Origin of the sequence: Haloprofundus sp. MHR1, from assembly GCF_005155585.1 — an archaeon.
Classification (GTDB): domain Archaea; phylum Halobacteriota; class Halobacteria; order Halobacteriales; family Haloferacaceae; genus Haloprofundus; species Haloprofundus halophilus.
Map to the genome: position 1 here is coordinate 1089581 of NZ_CP039833.1, position 22266 is coordinate 1111846.

Sequence of the window (22266 nt, forward strand, 5' to 3'; positions counted from 1 at the left end):
GTCGCTACTCTTCGACGCGGACCGTGAACACCGGAACGGGCGACCTGCGGACGATTTTCTCGGTCGTGCTGCCGAGGAGGTAACGCCCGAGACCGCTGCGTCCGTGGGTCGCCATCACCACGAGGTCGACGGCGTTGTCCTCGATGTAGTCGAGAATCTCGTCGTCGGGGTGGCCCTGGACGACGACTTCCTCGACGTCGACGCCGTGGGCGACGTCGCTCTCGGTGATCGCCGACACCGCGTCCTGCCCTTCGGCTTCGAGCGCGTCGACTACCTCGGTGCCGACCGTGGTGAGACTGTCTCGCTGCGTGTCTGCGACGTAGAGGACGTGGACCGTCGCATCGTACTGCCGCGCGAGGTCGAACGCGTGTTTCGCCGCCTGTTCGGAGCCGTCGCTTCCGTCAGTCGGAAGGAGAATCGTGTCGTACATCGTCTCCGACTACGGCGACGACCGAGATAAAACACGGCGTGAGCGGACGAATCACACGACGTAGGACTGCCGGCGTGAGTAGCCGTCTCGCGTCTCTTTCGACACGAGCGTCGAGACCCGGGACCGAACCGGCGACGCGCCCACGGACGCAACCAAGTTCGTGCATAAATTTCACAGATATAGAACTATAGTATGCACGAATCCGAGCATTGAAGGCGAAGGCGGCCACCAGTTCACTCATGACCGAGATAATCGACGGCAACGCCATCGCCGCCGAGATTCGCGCGGACCTCCAAGACGCCATCTCGACACTGACGGACGCGGGCGTGACGCCCGGGCTCGCGACCGTGCTGATGAGTGACGACCCCGCCAGCGAGACGTACGTCTCGATGAAACAGCGGGATTGCGAAGAGGTCGGCATAAACGGCATCCACGTCGAACTCGACCCCGAAGCCCCGGCCGAGGAGCTGTACGCCACCATCGACGACCTGAACGCCGACCCGGACGTCCACGGTATCCTCGTGCAGATGCCCGTTCCGGACCACGTCGACACCCGACGCGTCCTCCGCTCTATCGCGCCCGAGAAGGACGCCGACGGCTTCCACCCCGAGAACGTCGGTCGCCTCGTCGCCGGCGACGCGCGCTTCAAACCCTGCACGCCCCACGGCGTCCAGAAACTCCTCGAAGCGACCGGGGTCGACCCCGAGGGCAAAGACGTCGTCGTCGTCGGCCGTTCCGACATCGTCGGCAAACCGCTGGCGAACCTCCTGATTCAGAAAGCCGAGGGCGGCAACGCGACGGTCACCGTCTGTCACTCCCGGACGAAGGACCTCGCGGCGAAGACCGAGCAGGCGGACATCGTCGTCGCCGCCGTCGGCGTCCCGGAGCTCGTCACCGGCGAGATGCTCTCGGAGGGCGTCACCGTCGTCGACGTGGGCGTCAACCGCGTGGATGTCTCCGAACGGCATTCGGAGGGCAGTCAGACGGAGTCTGACGAGGCCGATACGGAGAAGGGGTACGAGCTCGTCGGCGACGTCGAGTTCGAGAGCGCCAAGGAGAAAGCCAGCGCCATCACGCCCGTCCCCGGCGGCGTCGGTCCGATGACCCGTGCGATGCTGCTGTACAACACCGTCAAAGCCGCCGGCGAGCAGTCCGGCGTCGACGTCGAGCTCCCCTGAACGGCTGTCGGTCGAAATCCCCGGGAGCGACGGACGGGGTGCGTCGGGTCGGTGTAGACGGAGTCGGCTTACCCCAACCGAGAGAGCCTGTTCTGCGCCGTCGCCAACGCGTCTACGTCGTCGGTGGCGAGGTACGCGCCGAGTTCCTGCGTCGCGCGAACCAGCGCCTCCGAGTCGGCCATCGGAACGTCGCCGTCGAGCGCGTGAACTCGCTTCTCGTGGTCGCGTACCGTGCCGAGCGTCGACTGCGCCTCCGCGTCGGGGTTCTCTTCGAGCCACGTCACCGCCTCGCGGCGGTACTTCGAGATAATCGTCGCGTACGCGAGGCCGCGAGCGGCCGCCATCGACCGGGGCACGTCCGCCGGTTCGGGTCGGTCACCGGCCTCGACGCCGTCGACGAGCGTCAAGACGTAGAGATACTCCGCATCGGTCGTCTCCCGCGAGCGGGCGTACACGTCGGCGGCGTGCAGCAGCTCAGCCGCGACGAGAATCTCGCCGTCCAGCGGGTGGAGTTGACCCTCGCGGACGAAGCCGCGCTTCCTGATGTACTCTCGAAGCCGGGTCTTCAGTTCGTCGACGACGTCTCCCACCTCGCCGTCGACGAGCGTCGTCTTCAGGTCGGTCAACTCCAACGGCTCCGCCGAATCGGTGTGTCGTTTCCGCTCGTCGACGCCGACGCTTCTGATGCTGCCGCAGTCGGGACAACTGACGCTGCCCGTCTCGTAGTACGACCAGCGAGTTCCGCACTCCGCACACTCGCGTCGTCCCCGAATCTCCATGGAGTCGTTTCGCCCGCGCGAGGGAAAACAACACTGGCTGCTGTCTTCGCACCGCGAGTCGAGATGGAGTCGGAGACACCGCTGCGGCGACCGACGTGACAAAAATATGCCTCGGAGACTGACTTTCACGCTTTTGTAAGCCTCCGAGGAACTATACTGTACGGTGTTGAAGTTTATTCGCGATGATGAACGACCTCAGTGGTTTCCAACGGGACCTGCTGTACGTGATGGCGGGATTGGACAAGCCGTCCGGGCAACAGATAAAGGGCGAGTTGGAGTCGTACCTCGACTCGGAGGTCAACCACGGTCGCCTCTACCCGAACCTGGACGTACTCGTCGAGAAAGAGTACGTCGAGAAGGGCGCGATCGACCGTCGGACGAACTACTACGACATCACCGAATCGGGTGAAGAACTGCTCAAACAACGCCGCGAGTGGGAAGACCAGTACTTCACCGTGAGTGCCTGACCACGAGCCGTCGTTCGTGGAACCGACCCGCCGTCGAGGCCGAAGGCGGTGCGGACGAGACTAACTGAGGCACTATCACGCGGCCGGTACCGGCGACAAGGCGGCGTCTGCTGTCACCCGGCGCCGACATCACGCTACGCGGCGGCGGGTTCTTTGGTGGTCGTCGGTCTACGTTCGACCGATGCGTAACGAAGCCGAGGTTCGAGAACAGTACGAGTTCCTCAAAACGCAACTCGAAGACGAGGAGATGCGTCACGAGCGGGTCAAACAGATGTTCACGTACTACAAGCGCGCACTCGGTTGGGTGCTCGAAGAGGAACACATCTAAGCGAAAACGAAGGTCTCACGCGCCGTCGGTAAGTTTAAGTAAAAACGCGCGGTAGATGGTCGTGACGCTTCGCTTGGAGGGCCGAAGCGTCAGCGGGGACCAATTCAGGGCGGCAAGCACCCACGCGGTATTTCGCGTGGCTTGCTTTCCTTTTGATACACGACACTCCGAGCGGCGCGTTCGTCTCTCACGAGCGTCCGCTACCGGAAAATTCGACGTCCGCAGACAGCGTCACTCGATGCTGAGTTCGCCGTCGACACCGCCTTCGCCGCTGCTACCCTCGTCCCACTCCAACTCGAACTCGACGCTGAGTTCGGCCGAGTCGCTCGTCGCCGACGTCTCCCGTTCGGCTTTCACCTCGAACGTCGGCTGCGCGGGGACGTCGAGTGTCACCGACTGGTCGCCGGCCGAGAGCGTGATCGGGTCGCCCGAGTCGAGTTTGTCCGCGACGGTCCGAAGGTAGTTGGCGACGTCCGCACGGCGCTGACGATGTTCCGTCTTGAAAAGTACTTCTTCCGGCATACGATACCGTACGTCGACCTGGGGCATAAGCCCAGCGCACCCTCTGAGACGCTCCGGGTCGGAGACGGAAGCCCCGGCGTCGGAGACGGACCGACGCCGAAACTCATGGTCGAATCCTGGACATATTCACCGGACAACCGACCGTCTGCCGGCAATAATTCACTTCAGTTATCTGTACAGGGATGGAGGAGACCGAGCGCAGAACCGTTACGAGACGGTATCAGGAAGAGGTAGTCGATATGCTTATTTCAATCCGACAGAAATACCGGCGTAGACGTTACCGATGTACGACCTGACAGGATTCCAACGAGACTTGCTGTACGTGATCGCGGGATTAGAGGAACCACACGGCCTGGCCATCAAAGAGGAGTTAGAGGACTACTACGAGAAGGAGATTCACCACGGTCGGCTGTATCCGAATCTCGACACCCTCGTCGAGAAAGGACTGGTGGACAAAGGCCAGCGCGACCGGCGCACGAACTACTACACGCTCACTCGACGCGGACGGCGCGAGATAAACGCTCGTTCGAACTGGGAGTCCCGGTACGTCGAGTCCGAGAGCGAAGCCGACGCCGGGGTCGAAGTCGAGAACTGAGTTCGCCGACTACATCACGACTGTTTCTCGTCGTCAGACGCCTCGGAAGTGTCGTCGCTCTCCGACGCCGCGTCGTCGCTCTCCGAGTTCGGGGCCGCGCCGGCCGCAGAATCGCCAGCGTCGCCTTCGTTTCCGTCGGTTCCGTCAGTTCCGACGCCCCCGTTTTCGTCCGCCGCGTCGGCCCCGGTCGACCGGGGCCGGGGCTGAGACTGGGACTGGCGTCGCTCGACCGGGTCCGAGACCGCTTCACCGCCGTTTGTCGGCTGGGTCGCGGCGTCCTCGACCGGGTCGCCGGGCAGCCAACTCGGGTCGACGGCGTACGGCCGAATCGGGTCGCCTGAGACGAGTTCCGGGAGGATGATGCGCGCGAAGTGGACGACGAGTACCAGCAGCACCGGCATGAGGAAGATACCGTACCAACCGAACAGCAGCGGGCCGAGGGTGTACGCGAGCATCACCGCGCCGACGTGCAGGGAGCGGCCCGAGACGTACGGTCGGAGCACGAGGTCCGGGATGGTGTCGACGACGACGAACGAGACGGCGGCGAAGGCGGCGACGAACCAGAGACCGGCGGGGTTCGACGGCGGCACCAGCGCGACGAGCGCCATGTAGATGGCGACCGGGAAGTACACCAGTTTCATCCCGACGACGGGGACGAGGCTGGCGACGCCCGCCAGCAGCCCGACGAGCGCCGCCGCGGGGATGGCGACGCCCGGCGGCGCGAACGCGTTCAACGCCGAGTACGCGATAACGGCGATAGTGCCGGTGACGGCGGCGTTGAGGATGTTTCCGAAGAAGATGCTGTTGAGGTCGTTGTCGACGGCGCGGAGGTAGGCGACGGCGACGCTGTTCTCGCCGGCGATGCGCCACTCGAACCACGAGGCGAGCTTCCGGTCGTCGCGCAGCAGGTAGAACGCCAGCGCGCTCATCACGAACAGGTGGATGAGCCCGATGCCGAGAAACGCGAGCGTCCCCGCCGCCGAACCCAGCGAGTCGAGCGCCGACTGGAGGTTCGAGGCCGTGAGATACTGGAGCAGATCGCCCGACAGTAGCGCTCGAACGTCCGTCAACTCCGTGAGCTGTTCGAGGACGGTCGGATCGATGCCGAGTCGTTCGGGACTGATTCCGTTGCCCGTCACCGAGCCGAGTTGCCGGACCACTATGAGCAGCGCGTAGCCCACGAGCGCCAGCGCCGGCAGCACCAGCGCGAACATGGCGACGGCGGCCGCGAGACTCGGCGGATGAATCCGCTCGTCGAGTCGCCGGAAGATGGGTCGCGTCGCGTAGTAGATGAACAGGCCGAACACGACGGTGCCGACGAACGAGTACACGACGTAGCAGAGGGCGACAGCCAGGAGGGCCGCGAGGAACCACCAGCCGAGTCGGGAGCGGTCGAAACCCAGAAGCGTCCTCGGAGCATCGACGTCCTTCTCAGTCGACATACCAAGAGGCTGTGTGGAGGTGACAAAAGGGTGTCGCGCCCGGAGAGTTAACACGGGTGGTCACGTAGCAGACGGGATATGCTCTCTCTATCGGTTCTGCAGTCGGGGGGTCCGTTGCCGCCTTCGCTCGACGAGACGGTCGCCCGGCTCGTCTTAGCCGCCGCGCTGGGGCTGTTTCTGGGGTTAGAGCGCGAGTGGTCGGACAAGTCCGCCGGCATCCGAACGTTCTCGCTGACGAGTCTCGTCGCCGCGGTGTTCACTATTCTCGCTCGCGAGGAGAACCTCGGCGAGGCGTTGCTGGCCGTCGGCGGCGTGTTAGTCATCGTCCAGGGGATACTCCTCGCGGCGGAGAGTCTTCGCGACGGAGAGGACGAGGGGCTGTCGCTCACCACGTCCGTCTCGCTGCTCGTCGCCTACGGCGTCGGTGCGCTCGTCGCGTCGGGTTACGTGCTCGCGGGGGTCACCGTCGCCGTCGTCTCCTCGCTGTTGCTCGTGCTCAAACGCGAACTACACGGATTCGCGGGCGCGCTCTCGCGCGAAGAGCTTCGGTCGTCGACGGAGTTCGCCATCCTCGCGTTCGTCGTCTATCCGCTGTTGCCGCCGGGCGAGATAGACGTCTACGGCATCCCGCTGGAGCCTCGCGTCGCGTGGTTGATGGTCGTCACCGTAGCCGGCATCGGCATCGTCAACTACGCCGTGGTCAGAAGCTACGGCAGTCGCGGCATCGCGGTCACCGGGTTCTTCGGCGGTCTCGCCTCCTCGACGGCCGTCGTCGGGACGATGCTGGACCACGTCAACCAGCGACCGGAAGCGGCGACCTACGGCGTCGCCGGGGTGTTGCTCGCCAACGCCGCGATGGCCGTTCGAAACCTCGCTATCGTTCTGCTGTTCACGCTGAACTCCTCGGGGCCGACGCTGACCACCGCCGTCGTTCCGCTCGGCGTCATCGTCGTCGGGAGCGTCGCCATCGCCGCGCTCGTCGCCGATTGGAAGGCGAACGTGGAGATGGACCTCGAGAGTCCGTTCTCGCTGCAGAACGCACTCTCGTTCGGGTTCGTCTTCCTGCTCATCCTCGCGTCGGGGACGCTCGCACAGGCCGAGTTCGGGTCGACGGGGCTGTTCATCAGCGCGTTCGCCTCGGGACTCGTCTCCTCCGCGGGTGCGACCACGTCGGCCGTTCTCCTCTACCGGAGCGGAACCATCGGCGGGCCCGACGCCGTCATCGCGGTGCTGTTGGCGACCGCATCCAGCATCGTCGTCAAAGCGGCGCTGTCGGCGGCGGGACCGAAACCGTTCGCTCGGCGGGTGGCGTTCTGGAGCGTCGTCGTCCTCGTTCTCTCCGGCGTCACCACGGCGGCCGTCGCGCTGTTCGGCTGAGTCGCCCGGCGGAGGAGCCCGGGTGCAAATCTTTCCTCAATCGTAACGAATCTCTTAACATATGTCTCTCCGTACCGCGGGTCATGGACCGCGAGACGGTAACCCCCAGCGTCGAAGCGATGCCCGGGCGACGCGCCCGGCAGTGGGCCGAGCGACACCGCGAACACGCCGCCCCGAGCACGTACGTCTACGACTTCGTCTGGGACACCTCCGCCCCGGCGGAGGGTCCGTTCTGCACCGACGTCGACGGCAACGTCCTCTTGGACTTCACGAGCCACGTCGCCGCCGCGCCGCTCGGGTACAACAACCCGAAGATCATGGAGCCGATGTCGGAGTTCGACCTCGTCGACCCGCTCAAAATCGCCGGACAGGACTTCTACGCCTCCAGCGGCCACGAGTTCGACGACGACCCGCTGCCGGGTCCGGCGGGGCTGATGGAGCGCCTCGTCGACGCCACCGACCACTACGGGATGGACACCGTCTTCCTCTCGAACTCCGGCGCCGAAGCCGTCGAGAACGCCATCAAAATCAGCTACGACCACGCCGACGGCGGCAAGTACGGCATCACCTTCGACGGCGCGTTCCACGGGCGGACGCTGGGCGCGCTCTCCCTGAACCGCTCGAAAGAGGTCTACCGGCGGAAGTTCCCCGAGATATCGGGCGTCCACGACATGCCCTACTGCGACGACCGAACCTGTTCGGAGGATAGCTGTTCCTGCGGCTTCTTCGTCGACGGCACTTCCCGACTCCGCGAGAAACTCCACCCCAAGCGCGGCCACATCAACCCCGAGGAGCTCTCCTACATCATCCTCGAACCGATTCAGGGCGAGGGCGGCTACCGCATCCCGAGCGACGCGTTCATGCGGGAGCTCGCCGACCTCGTCGACGAGTACGACATCACGCTCGTCGCCGACGAGATTCAGTCCGGCGTGGGCCGGACCGGGAAGATGTGGGGGTCGGACCACTTCCCCATCGAACCGGACGTCATCACCGCCGCGAAGTCGCTGCGCGTCGGCGCGACCATCTCGAAGGAGGAGATATTCCCCGCCGAGAAGAGTCGAATCTCCTCGACGTGGGGTGCGGGTGACATCATCGCCTCGCTGCAGGGCGCGCTCACGCTCGACGCCATCGAGGAGTACGACCTGATGGACAACGCCGTCGTGCGCGGCGAGCAGTTCCTCGAGACGCTGGCCGACGCCGACCTGCCGGGCGTCGAAGACCTCCGCGGGAAGGGACTGATGCTCGCCGTCGAGTTCGAGACGAAAGAACACCGCGACGCGGTGCAGGAGGCGGCACTGAAGCGCGGCCTGCTCACGCTCTCGTGCGGGTACAAGGTGCTTCGAATCCTGCCGCCGCTCGACGTGACCGAGCGCGAGATTTCGCTCGGCTGCGACCTGCTCTGTGAGGCCATCGAAGCGACGGCCTGAGCGGGTAGCGGTCGGACGAGAGACCGACCACCGACGCAGCGCGCCGCGCAGTCCGGAGAGCATCTTTCCGAACGCGGGGCGAACGGTTACCCGATGGCAGACGGAGCTCGGCCCGCGACCGGAGAAAGCGGATATCGTCGTATAGCGGACTGGTTACTGCTAGAGGGGAATCGCCTCTCTATCGCCGGCGGTGTCCTGTTACTGACGCTCGGCGGGTTTCTCGCGGTTCTCCTCCCGTTCGGCCCGTCGTCGGTCCGGCCGGGGAGTCCGATGTACTTCCTCTACAGCTCGCTTCTCACGGGGGACCTAACGCTACTCACGGTCGTGCTATCGATCAACCAACTGGTTCTCTCGCGCGAGCTCGGAGAACCGGGGACACTGCGAAAGCGCATCAACGAGACGCTGAGCTATCGACACGACGTCGAGGAGCTGGTGGGCGCGTCGACGAGTCCGAAGTCGCCGTCGGGCTTCCTCCACCTACTCCATCGGAGCCTCGAAGCGCAAGCGGGCGAACTCGCGGCACTGACCGACCGAGTCGACGACGCACAGACCCGGCGACGACTCCGGTCACTCAGCGACTCGCTCGAACGCGACGCACAAGCGGTGAGCCGGACGCTGGACGCCGAAGACGGGAGTATCTTCTCCGTGATGTCCGCGACGGTGTCGACGACTCACGCGGACCAGCTCCAGACGATAGCCGGCTTGCAGAGCGGTGACGCCGACCCGGTCACCGACGAACTTCTGCGTCACCTCGACCGCATCGAGGCGACCTTGCTGCAGATCGACGTGGCGCGCAAGTACTTCAGGACGGTGTACGTCCAGAAGGAACTGGCCTATCTGTCGCGGATTCTCCTGTACATCGGCGTCCCCGCCATCGTCGGGAGCGGTCTCGCTCTCGTTCTCTACAACGCAAACACGGTCGCCGCCGTGCCGTCGACGTTGTTCGTCGGCGCGGTCACTGTCACGTTCGTCCTCGGATTCGCCCCGCTGGCGGTTCTTTTCGCGTTCGTCCTCCGACTGGCGTGGGTCGCCCAGCAAACCGCGACTGTCCCTCCATACGACACCGAGTCGAGCTATCGACTGTAGTCGACTCCGCTGGACGTGAGACGCGGGCGACGTCGTCGCCTCGTCACGGGGACGCTCGCGGGCGACGTCGTCGCCTCGCCGCGGGGACGCCGCGGTCGACGCCGTCGCCTCGCCGCGGGGACGCCGCGGTCGACGCCGCCTACTCGTACGTCACGGTACGAGCCATCCCTGCCTCGAGGTGGTAGAGGTTGTGGCAGTGGAACAGCCAGTCTCCGGGGTTGTCGGCGACGAAGTCGAACGTGACCTCCCCCATGTGACCCGGAACGATGACGGTGTCCTTGACCGCGTCACCGACCTGGAAGAAGTGTCCGTGGAGGTGCATGGGGTGGATGACCGGACTGCGGTTCACCATGCGGACTCGGACGTGCTCGCCCGCTCGGACGGGGAGCGGATCCGCGTCGGGGTACGCCTGCCCGTCGATGAGCCACCGGTCCGACCCACGTCCGGCCGAGAGCGTGAGGTCGAAAGTTCGGTCCGGGCTGCCGCTGACACCTTCCAGCGGCGAGACCGCCTGCAGGTCGTCGTACGTCAACCGACGCCCTTCCGACGACGGGGTCGCCGGTCGGCCGGACGAGTCGCTTCCCTCGTACGCCAGCACCGCTCGCGCCGGGGTTTCGTCGCCGTCGATGGCGTCGGCGCGCATCTCCCACCGCCCCGGTTCGTCGGCTTCGACGATCGCGTCGTAGCGTTCGCCGGAACCGAAGACGAACGAATCGACGGAGACCGGTTCGACCGGGCGCCCGTCGGCGTGCGTGACGGTGAGCGGATGACCGGCGACGCGCACCCGGAAGGCCGTCGCACTACTGGCGTTGATGAACCGAAATCGGACGCGTTCGCCCTCTCTGACGGCGAAGCTCCGGGGGTCGTCGGGCAATCGCCCGTCGACGAGAAGACCGGCATACGGCGGCCGTCTGTCCGCCATCGGACCTCCCATCCCGCCGGGGCCGCCGCCACCCATCCCACCGGGGCCACCGCCGCCCATCCCGCCGGGACCGCCGCCGTCGGTTCCGTCCTGGTTGCCGCCACCGCCAGGCCCAGCGCCGGAGTCGATATCGGACAGCGGCTGCGGTGCTTCGTCGAGGTAATCGTCGACCACGACGGTGTACTCGCGGTCGTAGTCCACGTGTGGGTCTCGTTCCTCGACGACGAGCGGAGCGAGGAGTCCGCGGTCGAGTTGGAGACCGACGTGACTGTGAAAGAAGTACGTCCCGGCGGGTTCCGCGCGGAACTTGTACGTGAACGAGTCGCCGGAGTCGACCGGCTGCTGGGTGACGTTCGGGACGCCGTCCATCGCGTTCGCCACGGGGACGCCGTGCCAGTGAATGGTCGTCGACTCCGGGAGCCCGTTGGTCAGTTCGACTTCGATTACCTCCCCCTCGGTCGCCCGAAGTTCGGGTCCGGGAAACTCGCCGTTGTAGAGCCAGTTCTCGGCTGACGCGTCTGCTCCCGGTTTCACGGTACCGGGTGCGGCTCGCAACGCAGCCGTCACGTCGGCGGGTTCCGAAGGGGGCGAACGCGGCGTCGCCGACGGCGAGTCGTCGGCACTCGACGAGACGCCCGCCTCGGAACAACCGGCGAGACCGGCCGCACCGACGCCGCCCAGTAGCTGGAGAAACCGCCGCCGAGCGGTCGACGAGTGCTCTCGTTCGTTCACAGTGCGTCGAGAACCCGCTCGAATCGGTCGGACACCTCTTCGGAAATCGGGTCGAGATCGGAGTTGTCGGCGATTTCGAGCAACCGGGTTGGGTCGATGGCGCTCACGACGACGTCCTCGTCGTCGGTTTCGTAGACGACCACGTTACACGGCAGGAGCGCGCCCAACTCGATTTCGTCTTCGAGCCCTTCGCGGGCGAGTTTCGGGCTGCACGCGCCGAGGATTCGATACCGACGGAACTCCTCGTCGAGTTTCTCAGCGAACGTCGCTCGCACGTCGATATCGCAGAGGACGCCGAACCCTTCGTCCCCGAGGGCGGCTATCGTCTCTTCGACGGTCTCGTCGAACTCGCCGTCGACTCGCTTCTGCAGAGTGTATCCCATACCGTACAATAACGACACCGCCGCTGATTACTGTTCGGGGAAGCTCCCGAAAGCGAATATCATCGATACGTGAACCTACAGGCTCTTTCCGACGATTTTCTGCCCGGCCGACGTTTCGGAAACGGTCGTCGGTAGACAAGTGAAAGGTACGAATCAATCAATATCTGTCGGCGAAGGCGGGGCGTCGAAACCGCGTTTCGCCGAATTCGAGTCGAGTGCCCCCCGAGTAGTCGCTGGCAACGCGGTTACGGGCATCCGGTATCCGAAACGGACAACGCCTGCGACAGTCGGGAGCCGACACAAAATGTCAATCAGTGTCGCGGTCGTATCTCGGCGAACGAGGATGACGCCATGGGCGACCACCACAACTCGAAGAACGGAGAGGCACCCGACCGCACTGACCATGGTACCCACACCGACGAGGGAGGCACAGACAGTGCGCAGGAGACGGCCGACGAGCGGAGGGACCGACGCGTAGAACAGTCGCTCCTCGAAGAGGAGGCCGACGCCGAGGCTGGCGAAGCCGAGAAATCGGTCGAACGCCGGGGAGAGAGATCCGACCACGGCGACCGCGGAGGGCACAAGGGCCACGGTGACCACAACGGCCACGATGGCAACGGCGGCCACGGCGACCACGATGGCCACGGCGACCACGATGGCGATGGCGACCACGGCGACCACGGCGGGATGCACGCCGGCCACGAACAGCTGTTTCGTCGCCGGTTCTTCGTCTCGACGTTGCTGTCGATTCCGGTGCTGCTCTACAGCGAGATGCTCCAACAGTGGCTCGGGTTCTCGGCGCCGGCAGTTCCCGGCAGCGAGTGGATAAACCCGGTCTTCGCGGTGGTCGTCTTCGGGTACGGCGGCGTCCCGTTCCTCCGGATGGCTGTGCCCGAACTGCGCGACCGCTCGCCGGGGATGATGACGCTCATCTCGATGGCCATCAGCGTCGCGTTCGTCTACAGCCTCGCGAGCGTCGTCTTTCCGACGACTACGGCGTTCTTCTGGGAACTCGTGACGCTCATCGATATCATGCTGCTCGGTCACTGGATAGAGATGCGCAGCGTTCGCCGTGCGTCGAGCGCGCTCGACGAACTCGCCAAACTGATCCCCGACACCGCCGAGCGAATCGCCGAGAGCGGCGACACCGAGGAGGTCCCCGTGAGCGACCTCTCCGAGGGTGACCTCGTGCTCGTCCGCCCCGGCGCGAACGTCCCCGCCGACGGCGTCGTCGAGGAGGGCGACTCCGACGTGAACGAGGCGATGATCACGGGCGAGTCGCGGCCGGTCTCGAAAGAGCCGGGCGACGAGGTCATCGGCGGCACCGTCAACGGCGACGGGAGTCTCCGAGTCCGAATCACGGCCACCGGAGAAGAGACGGCGCTCGCCGGAATCATGCGACTCGTCGAAGAGGCGCAGGGGAGTAAATCCAAGACGCAGGTACTCGCCGACCGGGCAGCGGGGTGGTTGTTCTACGTCGCGGTCGCCTCGGCGGCCGTCACCGCCGTGGCGTGGACGCTCGCCACCTCGTTCGGTAGTCCCGTCATCGAACGCGCGGTCACAGTGCTCGTCATCGCCTGTCCGCACGCGCTCGGTCTGGCGATTCCGCTCGTCGTCGCCATCAACACGTCGCTGGCGGCGCGAAACGGGATGCTCGTCCGCGACCGCATCGCCATGGAGCAGGCGCGCGAACTCGACACGGTCGTCTTCGACAAGACCGGGACGCTCACCAAGGGCGAACAGGGAGTCGTGGACGTCGCGACCACCGGTGACCTCACCGAAGACGAGGCGTTCGCGCTCGCCGCGGCCGTCGAAGGCGACTCCGAGCACATGATCGCGCAGGCCATCCGCGACGCGGCCGACGAGCGCGGCGTCGACGCGCGAACTGCGACGGGGTTCGAGGCGCTCAAGGGGCGCGGCGTCCGCGCGACGGTCGACGGAGAGACGGTCTACGTCGGCGGGCCGAACCTCCTCTCGCAACTCGACGGAGACGTCCCATCGAACCTCGACGAGTTCGCCGATAGAGCGGGGAGAAACGCCCAGACCGTCGTCTATCTGGTCCGCGAGGGTGACCGAAGTGAACCCTCGAACGAACGAACGAGAGCGGAGCGACACGCGAGCAGCGAGGCTACTCCCGTCGCTGCCTTCGCGCTCGCCGACGTCGTTCGCGAGGAGAGTTACCAGGTCGTCGACGCGCTGCACGAACTCGGCGTCGAAGTGGCGATGCTGACCGGCGACTCCGAGGACGTCGCCCGGGCCGTCGCCGACGAACTCGGCATCGACACCGTCTTCGCCGAGGTGCTGCCCGAGGACAAAGACGAGAAAATCGGCGAACTCCAGAGCGAGGGCAAACTCGTCGCGATGGTCGGCGACGGCGTGAACGACGCACCCGCGCTCGCGCGCGCCGACGTCGGTATCGCCATCGGGAGCGGGACGGACGTCGCGGTGCAGTCGGCGGACGTCATCCTCGTCCAGAACAACCCGCTCGACGTCGTCCGCCTCGTCAAACTCAGCAGGGCGAGCTACCGAAAGATGCAGCAGAACCTCGTCTGGGCGGCGGGCTACAACGTGTTCGCCATCCCGCTGGCGGCGGGGATTCTCGCACCGGTCGGCATCCTTCTGTCGCCCGCGGTCGGCGCGCTCCTCATGTCGCTGAGCACAGTCATCGTCGCCATCAACGCGCAGCTCCTCCGGCGGGTGGACCTGAATCTGCCGGCGCTTCCCGGCGGCTCGCCGTCGCCGAGTCCCCGACCGGCGGACTGAGCGAGCGAACGTTTTTGAACGAGAGCGCGGCCAACCCGCCTCGTGACCTGAGCATTCGCCGCAGGCGCGGTCGAGGCGGGTGAACGGAGCGCCGCCCTGTGAATCGGAGATGTGAACGATACTCCGTCTGTTAGTTATCTACTCGACAGTCGTGAGAGCGACGCAGCCGACCGGCGCGCGCCGGAGCGCCCCTCTGTGGGCGCGACAGATGCGCGAGGGGCGACTGAGCGAGCCGTAGCGCGAGCGAAGGAGTCGGTTGGGGAGGCCGAGGCTCAGCGCGTGTCGCGCCGCCGTGCGCGACTCGCGCCTGCGGGCCTGGTGCTCTTGCGAGAAAAGCGAGCGAGAAATCGGAGGCGCTCTGCTCCTCCGGTAAACGTGCAAAGGGCGAGGCGACCCGCACTCCGGCGGGTTGTCGAAGGCTTTCTACATCTGATACCGACGCACGTCGTCGCGCTCGGGGTACTGGTTCGCGCCCGTCATCTCGTCGTACGTCATCCCGGCGAGATACTCGTCGTAGGTGGTGTCGTACGCCTGCCGGAGGTGGAAGTCGAGGTCGCCGCTGCCGACGGTCGACTGGAACAGCGTGTGTATCGCCCGTCGGACGAGTTCGCCCTCGTCGCCGTCGAACACCGCCGACAGCATCGCCAACTCGTGTTTCGTCTCGCGGTCGAGGTCGAGCGAAATCGAGTCGCCGTACTCGCCGTACCGTTCGTCTACGTCGTCGCGGAGGTCGTCGAGGCTCACACCCACAGGTAGCGCGGCGGCCGATTACCGTTTTCGGCTTCGGGTCGGCGGTGGACCGGTTCAGGCGATGCCCGCGCCGCAGTCCCGGCAGACGGTGCGGCCGGTGACGTTGTGGGTCCCGCAGTCGGGGCAGTCGGTGTAACTGTGCCGCCGCCGCGACGGGAGTCGGTCGCGCTCGCCGAGCGCACCCGAGATGACGAGCGAAGCGCCGACGAGCAACACGAGCCACCCGAGCGGGCCGGCGGCCAGAAGCACGAGCGTCGACGCCGGGAGGACGATGACCGCGACGCCGAGTCGGAGAGCGGTACGTGATTCCATAGCCGGCGATTCGACTCCGGCACTATATACTTTCACCCTGATTCGTACTGTCGTCAACGAATCTACGTGTGCGCTGAACGTTCAGTCGAAGGGTGCGAGGAGGAACCGTCACCGCTTAACCGGCGAGAGCGCAACAGTCGACGATGACCGACGAACCGGCCGACGCCGACGAAGCCGACCGTCGGCTCCCGGCCGCGCCGACGGACCTCGGCCCCGTCCGCGATGCACTCGTCGCGTGGTACGAGGACGACCACCGTGACTACCCGTGGCGGCGGACCGAGGACCCGTACGCGATTCTCGTCTCGGAGGTGATGAGCCAGCAGACGCAACTCGACCGCGTCGTCCCGGCGTGGGAGGCGTTTCTCGACCGCTGGCCGACCGCAGCGGAGCTCGCGGCGGCCGACCGCGCCGACGTCGTCGCCTTCTGGTCGAGTCACAGCCTCGGCTACAACAACCGCGCGAAGTACCTCCACGAGGCGGCCAACCAGGTCGAAACGGAGTACGGCGGCGAGTTCCCGCGGACGCCCGAAGAGCTGCAGGAACTCATGGGCGTCGGACCCTACACCGCTAACGCGGTGGCGAGTTTCGCGTTCAACGAGGGCGACGCCGTCGTCGACACGAACGTCAAGCGCGTGCTCCACCGCGCGTTCGACGTTCCCGACGACGACGCGGCGTTCGAGGCGGCGGCAGCCGAACTGATGCCCGAGGGCGAGTCGCGCGTCTGGAACAACGCCATCATGGAACTCGGCGGCGTCGCCTGTACGAAGACGCCGACCTGCGACGAGTCGGGGTGTCCGTGGCGGAAGTGGTGTCACGCCTACGAAACCGGTGACTTCACCGCGCCGGACGTCCCGACGCAACCGAGTTTCGAGGGGAGTCGACGGCAGTTTCGCGGGCGGGTGATTCGGATTCTCGGCGAGTACGACGAACTCGCGCTCGACGCGCTCGGCCCGCGAGTCCGCGTCGACTACGGCGGCGAGACGGGTCGCGAGTGGCTGCGCGGGTTGGTCGGCGACCTGGCGAGCGACGGCCTCGTCGAAGTCATCGCGGTCGGTGGCGAGGACGAGGGTGAGAGCGGGAGCGACGAGACGCTTGTTCGTCTCCGACGCTGAGCCCTCGGTTCGGGTGACTTCGAGGTACGCGTAGCCGTCGGTCTGTCGACGCGTGAGTTCGGCGACGGCCTCCTCGACGGCGACGACGCTCGGAGGGATGAGTGTGGGGTGACGACTACTCGGCCGTACAGTTTTGTCGGGCGGCATCCGAGAACTCGTCATGCCGACACACGTCGTCGCCGTCTGCGGGAGTCTCCGAGAGCGAAGCTACACCCGACTGTCGCTGCAGCGCGCGCTCGAAGCCGCCGAAGAGGCCGGCGGAACCGGTGAACTGGTCGACCTTCGGGAGTTCGACCTCCCGATGCTGGACGCCGACGAGCGGACCGCGGGCGACGCCGAGCGGTTGCGTCGAACGCTCCGCGAAGCGGACGCGGTCTTGCTCGGGACGCCGGTGTACCACGGGTCGTACTCGGGCGTGCTGAAGAACGCGCTCGACTACTGCCGGTTCGACGAGTTCGAGGGGAAGACGGTCGGACTGCTCGCCGTCGCCGGCGGCGCGTTCCCGGTGACGGCGCTCGACCACCTCCGCTCGGTCTGCCGGGCGTTCAACGCCTGGGTGCTCCCGCACCAGGTCGCCGTCCCGCGCGCCAGTGGCGCGTTCGAGGACGGGGAGTTCGTCGACGAGCGACTCGACTCGCGCGTCGCCACGCTCGGACGGCGCGTCGTCGAGTACGCGACCATCGAACCCGACCCGCCGACGTTCGAGAGCGACCAGAACGTCGGCGCGGGCGAACGCTCCGCGGAGTGACTCGGGCAGAGAACTCAGTCCGTCTCGGCGCGGGTGAGGTCCGCCGGCAACCACGACGGTTGTCGGCGTCGCTCCTCGAACTCCGCCGAATCGTCGCCCGCGAGCGCTCGCGCGTCGACCCCCGAGTAGACGCTGCCGTCTCGGTGAAAGACGCCGTTGATTCGGCCCTTCTCGCGCTGGTCGGGGAGGTACGCCGGTTTCAGCATGAGCGACCAGAAGAAGTCGCCGTCGACGGGGCCATCGCGGATGGTCCCGGCGAGCGACGCGTAGTTCGGGAGGAACTTGTTCGGCGGCTCTTTGCGCGTACGCTGCCACTCGGTGAGCCACACCGGTCTGCCGTGGTCGTCGGCGAACTCGCGGGCGTTCTGCATCCGCTCCTCCATCTTTTTCGCCGTCGGCGGTAGGTTGAGGTGGAACTGGAACACGTCGAGTTCGGGGTCGTCGTACAGCGCGTTGTATCTAAGTCCCTTACAGCCCATCGTCAGCGGCACGTCCGCTCGGTTGTCGTCGGCGACGCGGAGCATCCGACGCGCGAACTTCAGGCGTCGGTCCCAGTCGCCGGGTTCGTTCATGATTTCGAGCGCGAGCAGCGCGTCGTCGTCGCCGTAGCGGTCGACGAACCACTCGACGTACTCGCGCGGACCGCCCGCTCGCCGACCGAATCGGTCGTCGCCGTCGCGTCCTTCCTCGGCGTGTGTCGCGTCGTCGCCGAGGCCGAGCGCCCGCTTCGCCTCCGAGAGGACGCCGCCGTCTCGGTCGTCGCCGTCCCCGCTTCCGCGGCCGTCGTCTCGACCGCTCCACCGACTCTCGTCGTTGATGACGTCATGCGACGGCGACCGGACGGCGCAGGCGGTGTGCGGGTCGCGGTCGCGACGGCGTTCGCGCGTCGGCTCCTCGCCCGCGCTCTCGAAGAGAATCGGGACGATTCGAAGTCCCTCCTCCTCGGCGGTCGACAGCAGGTTGTCGACGCGTCGCTCCATCGCCTCGGGGGCGTCGAACCAGTACTCGTAGCTGAGAAAGAGGCGGAGTGCGTCGCGGTTCAGTCGCTTGGCGAGGCGAAAGTCGCGCTCGGTCTCGTCGGGGTCGTACGCCTCCCAGAACTGGTAGGCGTTGAACGCCCGCGCGGGGACGTACACCGCGCCCCGAACGTCCGAGAGAGCTCGGTCGCTGGCGGTCGTCATGGTGTTGACGGGTGCCACTCGGAGTCGGTTATCGGTTCGGTGCGGCGCGACGACAGTCCGACGAAGAAGACAATCGTTTTGGTCTCGCTCGCACCGAGGACACCTCATGCACGCCATCACCCGGAGCGGATGGGTCGAACTCATCACCGGCTCCATGTTCTCCGGAAAGACCGAGGAACTGCTGCGACGCCTCCGTCGCGCCGAGATCGCGGGACAGGAGGTGGCGGTGTTCAAACCGGCCATCGACGACCGCTACGGCGAGACGACCATCGGGTCGCACAACGGTCGGCAGTGGGAGGCGGCCGTCGTCGACAACGAGGGCGAGGGCGTCTGGCAGATGCTCGACGACCTCAACGGCGAGCAGGTCGTCGCCGTCGACGAGGCGAACTTCTTCTCGGAGACGCTGGTCGAGGTGTGCGAGGCGCTCGCCGCCGACGGCCGCCGCGTCATCGTCTCGGGCACCGACCAGACGTTCCGCGGCGAACCGTTCGACCCGGTTCCGCAGTTGATGGCGCTGGCCGAGTACGTCGACAAGCTACAGGCGATCTGTACGGTCTGCGGCGAACCGGCGACGCGGAACCAGCGGCTCATCGACGGCGAACCCGCCCACGTCGACGACCCCACCATCATGGTCGGCGCCGAGGAGTCGTACGAGGCGCGTTGTCGGAACTGTCATACCCTCCGGAGCGACTAGGTCGACCGTGACTACGTGGGTGGAGAATCCCCGGAACGGTCGCGACCGCGGCCCGCGCGGCCTCGCCCGCGCGTGGGTCGAGGTGCTGATTCGCCCGCGGCGCTTCTTCCGCAACGGCGTCGCCCCCGGCGACCAGGCACCGGGACTGGTGTTCGGCGTGCTGGTCGCGCTCTGCTTCGTCGGCGGGATGCTCGCGTTCTCCAGCGAGACGGTGCTGGGTACGGAACTCGTCCCCCTCGTCGCCGACAGCCGAGCGGTGACGAGCCTCCTCGTACTGTTGGTCGTCGCGCTGTTCGTCGCGCCCGCGACGCTTCACCTGACGGCGGCGCTGCAGACGGTGCTTCTCGTCCTCGCGGTTCGGGACCGCGCGGGCGTCAGCGAGACGGTCCAGACCATCGCGTACGCGACCGCGCCGTGCGTGTTCGCCGGCGTCCCGATACCGGAACTCCGGGTCGTCTGCGCGCTCTACGGGGCCGGACTCCTGACCATCGGTATCAGCGAGATACACCGGACGTCGCTGTTTCGGGCGGCGCTCGTCTCGGCGATTCCGTCGGCGTTCGTCTTCGGCTTCGCCTTCCGTGGGCTCGGTCCGCTCGTGGCGCTCGCCGAGGAACTGCTCCACTCGCTGACGCTCATCTGAGCGTCTCGGCCGGTACGGCGACCGTCGGCGCACCGCGAGGGCGACGCGGAATCTGAGAATTAGTCCGGGAATCGACAGACTCCGTCGGGGTCAGCGCCGACCCGCGTGGGCGAGCGTTCGCTCGAACGCGGCGCGTCGTCGCGGTTCGTCTCGCCGCTCGCTCGCAGAGGACTTTCGACAACCGTTTTAGGGCGGGGCCATTTTCTCCGAGCAAATGGGTACGTGTATCATTTGCGGCACGCCCGTCGAGGGCCGAATTTGCGACAGCCACCAGGAGGACGTCGTGTTCGAGTTCCGTGGTAACGAAGCTTCACAACTAACCCCCGGCCGCTTCTACAGCGGCGTCGTCGACGGCTACGCCGACTTCGGCGTGTTCGTCGACCTCGCGTCGGGCGTCACCGGTCTGCTCCACCGCAGCGAGCTGGACCGTCGATTGGAGAGTCTCGACTGGGAGCCCGGAGACACCGTCTTCGTGCAGGTCAAGAACGTCCGCGACAACGGCAACATCGACCTCGGTTGGTCGATTCGCCAGTCCGAGCGCGACTTCCGCGGTGCGCTCGTCCAGGACGCAGACGGTGACCACGACGCAGCGGAGAGCGACGAGAGCGGCGACACGGAGGACGAAGTCGAGCCGCCGACGGTCCGACACGGCAGCGCTTCCCGCGACGAGAGCAGCGAAAGCGACGAAAGTGACGAAAGCGACGAGAGCAGCAAGAGCAGCGAGAGCAGCGGGGCCGACGACCGAACCGGCGACGCACGCGAGGGCGACGACCGAACCGACGGCGCACGTGGGGCCGAGTCCGAACCCACCGCCGACTACGAACGGGTCGAAATCGGCACGCTGAGTGACCGCGTCGGCCAGACCGTCCGCATCGAGGGCGAGGTCGTCAGCGCCCAGCAGACCGGCGGGCCGACCGTCTTCGAGGTCCGCGACGAGACGGGCGTCGTCGACGCCGCCGCGTTCGTCGAGGCGGGCGTCCGCGCCTACCCCGAGGTCGACGTCGGGTCGGTCGTTCGCCTCGACGGCGAGGTCGAACTCCGCCACAACGAGATTCAGGTCGAAACCGAGGCACTCGTCTCCCTCGAAGGCGACGACGCCGAGACGGTCCAGTCCCGCCTCGACGACGCGCTCCGCGGCCGCGCGCGCCCCGACGACGTGACGCCGCTCGCCGACCACGACGCCATCGCCGCGGTCGGCACCCAGTTGCAGGACGCCGCCGAGGAGATTCGCCGCGCCGTCTTCGAGTCCCGCCCCGTCATCGTCCGCCACACCGCCACCGCCGACGGCTACGTCGCCGGCGCGGCCGTCGAGCGCGCCGTGCTCCCGCTCATCCGCGAGGAGCACGCCAAATCCGACGCCGAGTACCACTACTTCGACCGACGCCCGCTCGAAGAGGCCGTCTACGGCATGGACGCCGCGACCAACGACGTGACGCGGATGCTGCAGGACCGCGACCGACACGGCGAGAAACTGCCGCTCGTCCTCCTCGTCGGCACGGGTTCGACGGTCGAATCCAGCGACGGACTCGACCTGCTGAGCATCTACGGCGCCAAGCGCGTCGTCGCCGACGCCGCCGCCGTCGACGCCGAGATAGAGGAGTCCACCGACGTGCTCGTCTCGCCGGTGCTCGCCGACGCCGACGCGTCGGACCTCTCGACGGGCGCGCTCGTCGCCAACCTCGCCGCCGCCGTCAACGACGACGTGCGCGACGACCTGCGCCACCTCCCCGCGGTGAGCTACTGGGAGGACGCCCCGCAGGCGTACCTCGACGCCGCGACGGACGCGGGCTACGACGAGACGTACGTCCGCGAACTCCGCGAGGCCGTCGCGCTGGAGGCGTACTACCAGTCCTACGAGGACAAGCGCGAACTCATCACGGACCTGCTGTTCGACAACGGCGTCACGCCCAATGGCGAGGGCGAGAACGCGGGTAACCTCGCCAGCCACGTCTCCGAGCAGTTCCGCCTGAAACTCGACGCGGAAGTCGAGACGGCGAAGGCGAACCTCGAATCCCGCGAGGCCGAGGGCGTGCAGTTCGCCGTCCTCGACACGGACGCGTACACCCACCGCTTCGACTTCCCGCCGACGGCGCTGCTTCTCGACGAACTCCACCGCCGCGAGCGCGAGGGCGAGAAATTCGTCACCGTCGGCGTCGCCATGGACGAACTCTACCTCCGCAGCACCGCCGACGTGGACCTCCGAGCGGTCGCCGAGGCCGCGCGCGAACGCGCCCCCGAGGCCGGAATCACGGCCGTCGGCATCCGCGAGGGCCGCATCGAGTTCCTCTCGGGTCGCCGCGAACAGGTGAAGGAAGCCGTCGTCGAAGCCGTCGCCGAGCAACTGGCGTAGACGGGTTCGAAACGCACCTTCTCTCGTCTCTGTCTCTCCCCCTCTCGT

At 66.6% G+C, this 22266-nt stretch carries 21 protein-coding genes and 1 pseudogene; 13 read left to right on the forward strand and 9 right to left on the reverse strand.

Going from position 1 to position 22266, the window contains the following annotated elements; genetic code table 11:
* Positions 1–4: 4 nt before the first annotated feature.
* On the reverse strand, positions 5–430 hold the full coding sequence (locus FCF25_RS05515; RefSeq protein ID WP_117595144.1) for a universal stress protein: 426 nt from the start codon (positions 428–430) through the stop codon (positions 5–7).
* Positions 431–669: 239 nt separating this feature from the next.
* Here FCF25_RS05515 and FCF25_RS05520 point away from each other — a divergent pair, with 239 nt between their 5' ends.
* Positions 670–1608: a bifunctional methylenetetrahydrofolate dehydrogenase/methenyltetrahydrofolate cyclohydrolase gene (locus tag FCF25_RS05520; protein WP_137047583.1), complete on the forward strand. Its 939-nt coding sequence runs from the start codon at positions 670–672 to the stop codon at positions 1606–1608.
* A 68-nt stretch (positions 1609–1676) separates the two neighbouring features.
* On the opposite strand, the gene FCF25_RS05525 is transcribed toward FCF25_RS05520, so the two are convergent.
* Positions 1677–2387 carry a hypothetical protein gene (locus FCF25_RS05525; protein WP_137047585.1) on the reverse strand — a complete coding sequence of 237 codons (711 nt, stop codon included), beginning with the start codon at positions 2385–2387 and terminating at the stop codon, positions 1677–1679.
* A gap of 185 nt (positions 2388–2572) precedes the next feature.
* Between FCF25_RS05525 and FCF25_RS05530 the strand changes: the two genes are divergently transcribed.
* Positions 2573–2854: a PadR family transcriptional regulator gene (locus FCF25_RS05530; protein ID WP_117595340.1), complete on the forward strand. Its 282-nt coding sequence runs from the start codon at positions 2573–2575 to the stop codon at positions 2852–2854.
* 181 nt (positions 2855–3035) lie between these two features.
* The gene (locus tag FCF25_RS15520; RefSeq protein WP_168191209.1) at positions 3036–3182 is read left to right on the forward strand and encodes a hypothetical protein; all 147 of its coding nucleotides are present in this window, start codon (positions 3036–3038) and stop codon (positions 3180–3182) included.
* Positions 3183–3413: 231 nt separating this feature from the next.
* Here the strand turns inward: FCF25_RS15520 and FCF25_RS05535 are convergent, their stop codons facing one another.
* Positions 3414–3704, reverse strand: coding sequence for an amphi-Trp domain-containing protein (locus FCF25_RS05535; protein WP_117595147.1), 291 nt, complete (start codon positions 3702–3704; stop codon positions 3414–3416).
* Positions 3705–3987: 283 nt separating this feature from the next.
* Here FCF25_RS05535 and FCF25_RS05540 point away from each other — a divergent pair, with 283 nt between their 5' ends.
* Positions 3988–4299, forward strand: a complete 312-nt coding sequence (locus tag FCF25_RS05540; protein WP_117595148.1) for a PadR family transcriptional regulator — start codon at positions 3988–3990, stop codon at positions 4297–4299.
* A 14-nt stretch (positions 4300–4313) separates the two neighbouring features.
* Here FCF25_RS05540 and FCF25_RS05545 read toward each other — a convergent pair whose 3' ends face one another.
* Positions 4314–5741 carry an AI-2E family transporter gene (locus tag FCF25_RS05545; RefSeq protein WP_137047587.1) on the reverse strand — a complete coding sequence of 476 codons (1428 nt, stop codon included), beginning with the start codon at positions 5739–5741 and terminating at the stop codon, positions 4314–4316.
* A 78-nt stretch (positions 5742–5819) separates the two neighbouring features.
* Between FCF25_RS05545 and FCF25_RS05550 the strand changes: the two genes are divergently transcribed.
* From FCF25_RS05550 to FCF25_RS05560, 3 genes are all read left to right on the forward strand, one after another.
* Positions 5820–7118, forward strand: coding sequence for an MgtC/SapB family protein (locus FCF25_RS05550; RefSeq protein WP_117595150.1), 1299 nt, complete (start codon positions 5820–5822; stop codon positions 7116–7118).
* Between the two features lie 83 nt (positions 7119–7201).
* The gene (locus tag FCF25_RS05555) at positions 7202–8545 is read left to right on the forward strand and encodes an aspartate aminotransferase family protein (protein WP_117595151.1); all 1344 of its coding nucleotides are present in this window, start codon (positions 7202–7204) and stop codon (positions 8543–8545) included.
* A 93-nt stretch (positions 8546–8638) separates the two neighbouring features.
* Positions 8639–9631, forward strand: coding sequence for a hypothetical protein (locus tag FCF25_RS05560; protein ID WP_137047589.1), 993 nt, complete (start codon positions 8639–8641; stop codon positions 9629–9631).
* A 139-nt stretch (positions 9632–9770) separates the two neighbouring features.
* Here FCF25_RS05560 and FCF25_RS05565 read toward each other — a convergent pair whose 3' ends face one another.
* Entirely contained in the window at positions 9771–11285 is a 1515-nt protein-coding gene (locus FCF25_RS05565) for a multicopper oxidase family protein (protein ID WP_254425891.1), read from the reverse strand.
* Complete coding sequence (locus FCF25_RS05570) at positions 11282–11668, reverse strand: DUF302 domain-containing protein (RefSeq protein ID WP_117595153.1); 387 nt, start codon at positions 11666–11668, stop codon at positions 11282–11284. Before FCF25_RS05570 ends, FCF25_RS05565 begins: the two co-directional genes overlap by 4 nt.
* A 687-nt stretch (positions 11669–12355) precedes the next feature.
* On the opposite strand from FCF25_RS05570, the gene FCF25_RS05575 reads away from it, so the two are divergent.
* Entirely contained in the window at positions 12356–14431 is a 2076-nt protein-coding gene (locus FCF25_RS05575; protein ID WP_137049362.1) for a copper-translocating P-type ATPase, read from the forward strand.
* Between the two features lie 423 nt (positions 14432–14854).
* Here FCF25_RS05575 and FCF25_RS05580 read toward each other — a convergent pair whose 3' ends face one another.
* Both FCF25_RS05580 and FCF25_RS05585 read right to left on the reverse strand, forming a co-directional pair.
* Positions 14855–15175 carry a hypothetical protein gene (locus FCF25_RS05580; RefSeq protein ID WP_117595154.1) on the reverse strand — a complete coding sequence of 107 codons (321 nt, stop codon included), beginning with the start codon at positions 15173–15175 and terminating at the stop codon, positions 14855–14857.
* Positions 15176–15235: 60 nt separating this feature from the next.
* Positions 15236–15493 carry a hypothetical protein gene (locus tag FCF25_RS05585; protein ID WP_117595155.1) on the reverse strand — a complete coding sequence of 86 codons (258 nt, stop codon included), beginning with the start codon at positions 15491–15493 and terminating at the stop codon, positions 15236–15238.
* Positions 15494–15636: 143 nt separating this feature from the next.
* On the opposite strand from FCF25_RS05585, the gene FCF25_RS05590 reads away from it, so the two are divergent.
* Both FCF25_RS05590 and FCF25_RS16015 read left to right on the forward strand, forming a co-directional pair.
* Positions 15637–16605, forward strand: a complete 969-nt coding sequence (locus FCF25_RS05590) for an A/G-specific adenine glycosylase (protein WP_137047591.1) — start codon at positions 15637–15639, stop codon at positions 16603–16605.
* Positions 16606–16765: 160 nt separating this feature from the next.
* A pseudogene (locus FCF25_RS16015) lies at positions 16766–17134 on the forward strand (NADPH-dependent FMN reductase); the annotation flags it as partial.
* Positions 17135–17367: 233 nt separating this feature from the next.
* Here FCF25_RS16015 and FCF25_RS05600 read toward each other — a convergent pair.
* The gene (locus tag FCF25_RS05600) at positions 17368–18534 is read right to left on the reverse strand and encodes a glycoside hydrolase family 5 protein (RefSeq protein ID WP_137047593.1); all 1167 of its coding nucleotides are present in this window, start codon (positions 18532–18534) and stop codon (positions 17368–17370) included.
* Between the two features lie 106 nt (positions 18535–18640).
* On the opposite strand from FCF25_RS05600, the gene FCF25_RS05605 reads away from it, so the two are divergent.
* From FCF25_RS05605 to FCF25_RS05615, 3 genes are all read left to right on the forward strand, one after another.
* Positions 18641–19228, forward strand: a complete 588-nt coding sequence (locus FCF25_RS05605; RefSeq protein WP_117595175.1) for a thymidine kinase — start codon at positions 18641–18643, stop codon at positions 19226–19228.
* A 7-nt stretch (positions 19229–19235) separates the two neighbouring features.
* Positions 19236–19868 (forward strand): YIP1 family protein, encoded by a 633-nt coding sequence (locus FCF25_RS05610; protein ID WP_137047595.1) that lies wholly within the window; start codon positions 19236–19238, stop codon positions 19866–19868.
* A 214-nt stretch (positions 19869–20082) separates the two neighbouring features.
* On the forward strand, positions 20083–22218 hold the full coding sequence (locus tag FCF25_RS05615; protein WP_137047596.1) for a DHH family phosphoesterase: 2136 nt from the start codon (positions 20083–20085) through the stop codon (positions 22216–22218).
* Positions 22219–22266: the final 48 nt, after the last annotated feature.